The following is a 2,571-nucleotide window of genomic DNA, read 5'->3' as shown; positions in this document are numbered from 1 at the left end:
GCTTCCGCTTTTCTTATGTTTATTGTGCATATTCACTATGATACATTGTTAGTAATGAATCAGGAAGGCGGCGTGTAAGGTGTATTTTTTATCCTATGAACTCGCTCAGGAAATAGTAGAGCGCACGATGAAAATTCTTAATAAAAACATAAATGTTATGAATGAAGAAGGCATTATTATCGGATCAGGTGAAAAGGAAAGGATCAATCAGGTTCATGATGGCGCCCTGCTGGTCCTGGAAAAAGGCGAAAGTGTGGAAATTGATGAAAGAAGTGCCGCCGGGCTTAAAGGGGCCAAGCCTGGAATTAATCTGCCCATCCGTTTTCATAATGAAATTATTGGTGTAGTCGGCATTACAGGTGAGCCCCCACAAATTAGAAATTATGCCGAGCTTGTTAAAATGGCAGCGGAACTCGTGCTGGAACAGTCTTTTTTGCTGGAAAGAGTTCAGTGGAAGCAGAGGCTTCAAAGTGAAATTGTGAACCTTCTCATTTCTGAAGAACCATTCAATGAATCGTGGTTAGAAGAGCGGGCAGGATTTCAGGGATATGACCTGAATATCCCGAGAACCGTGATTGTTCTCAAGCTGTACGAAGAACTTGGAACCATGAATCAAAAGCTGATCAATAACATCCAGTTTGAATTGGGGAAGCAGGATCTTACCGGGATTACGTTCAATAATGAAATTGTCATTTTAAAAGCAGGACAGCATTCAGAAAAAAAAGCTGTTTTAAAGAGGATTGCCGATCTTTCAAGAAGGAAAGCGACAGTTGCAATGGGAAAGACATCGGTGCACATAAGCGGTTTGAAGTCATCCTTTCGGCAGGCACAGCAGCTTGCTGTTCTTGGTCCAAGGCTTCAGCCTGATGATGACTATTACAGCTATGAAAACAATTGGCTCGAGGTGGAGTTATCCATGCTTGGCCTGAAGGATGCAGACACACTCTCTTTCTATGACCGGCTCGTGGAGCAGGATAAAAAAGGGGAGCTGGCTCATACTCTTGATGTTTTTATGAAAGAAGGAGGGGATCTTGGGAAAATAGCAGACCACTTATTTATCCACCGCAATACTCTGAGATACCGCCTGGATAAGATAACAGAAATAACTGGAAGAGACCCGCGAAATGTGAAGATGATGCTTGAACTATATGTAGCGAAATTAATCAAAACACATCAATGATTGTGCATTTGCACAATGATTGTAAAATTCTGACCGCTTCTTTTCATCAGCATACACAATGAAACATTTCGCGCAAACGCTTACAATGGATACATAAGCAAATCATCACGGGAGGGCTCATAATGGATGTTACTGTAAGCGCTTTAGGTGCGATCACAGCTTTAGTCATTGCCATACTATTAATCTTGAAAAAAGTACCGCCTGCTTATGGAATGGTCGCAGGTGCTTTAATTGGCGGCTTAGTCGGCGGAGCGGATATCACGAACACAGTGAATTTAATGATGGAAGGAGCTAAGGACATCATACCGGCGGTGCTCAGAATCCTGGCAGCCGGCATACTGGCCGGTGTTCTGATAGAATCTGGCGCCGCTTCTTCCATTGCCGAAACAATCGTAAAAAAGTTCGGAGAAACCCGGGCACTTCTTGCCTTAGCGGTGGCAACGATGATCCTGACAACGGTCGGTGTATTTGTTGATGTGGCAGTCATAACCGTATCACCAATCGCCCTGGCAATCGCGAAAAGAGCGAAACTGTCCAAAACAGCCATTTTGCTGGCGATGATTGGCGGAGGGAAAGCAGGAAACATCATGTCCCCTAATCCGAATGCCATTGCTGCTTCAGATGCCTTTGGCGTACCCCTTACTTCGGTTATGGCGGCAGGGATCATCCCGGCCATATTTGGACTTGCTGTCACATATCTTATTGCTAAAAAATTAGTACATAAGGGATCTATGATTTCAGAAAGCGAAGTCGAAGCAAACAGTCATACAAAGCTGCCATTATTTTTCACGGCGATGATTGCGCCGCTCGTTACGATTATATTATTGGCGCTGCGCCCGCTATTTGACATCAATATTGATCCGATGGTGGCACTTCCCGTCGGAGGAATCATCGGGGCCATTGCTATGAAAAAGACCAGCAAAATCAATGAATACGCTATATCCGGTTTAAACAAAATGTCAGGCGTTGCCATCATGCTTCTTGGAACCGGAACCCTGGCAGGAATCATCGCAAACTCAAGCTTAAAAGATGTGATCATTAATGCGTTAACATCCTCAGGTCTTCCAGCGTATCTGCTGGCGCCTGTTTCAGGTATTTTCATGTCAGCTGCAACAGCATCCACAACGGCCGGGACTGCCGTCGCGAGCGGAGTCTTTGGCAGCACGATTTTAGGATTGGGAATATCAGCTTTAGCAGGAGCAGCCATGATTCATGCGGGAGCCACCGTACTGGATCACCTGCCGCACGGAAGCTTCTTTCATGCCACGGCAGGAAGCGTCAATATGGATATGAAGGAACGCTTAAAGCTGATGCCATATGAATCGCTTATCGGTTTAACTCTTGCCGTTATTTCAACTCTGATATTTGGAGTCTTTAAGCTTTTTGGCTAA

2 protein-coding genes are annotated in these 2,571 nt (G+C 44.8%); both read left to right on the top strand.

Annotation, left to right across the window (positions count from 1 at the left end):
* Positions 1–79 precede the first annotated feature (79 nt).
* Positions 80–1,180 (top strand): sugar diacid recognition domain-containing protein, encoded by a 1,101-nt coding sequence (locus tag CHI10_RS03640; RefSeq protein WP_095242974.1) that lies wholly within the window; start codon positions 80–82, stop codon positions 1,178–1,180.
* 122 nt (positions 1,181–1,302) lie between these two features.
* On the top strand, positions 1,303–2,571 hold the full coding sequence (locus tag CHI10_RS03635; RefSeq protein ID WP_095242973.1) for a GntP family permease: 1,269 nt from the start codon (positions 1,303–1,305) through the stop codon (positions 2,569–2,571).

It is taken from the genome of Bacillus sp. 7894-2 (genome assembly GCF_002272225.1).
Taxonomy (GTDB): Bacteria; Bacillota; Bacilli; order Bacillales; family Cytobacillaceae; genus Cytobacillus.
The sequence above is the reverse complement of the archived record's forward strand: the minus strand, read 5'-3'. Positions and strand labels throughout refer to the sequence as shown.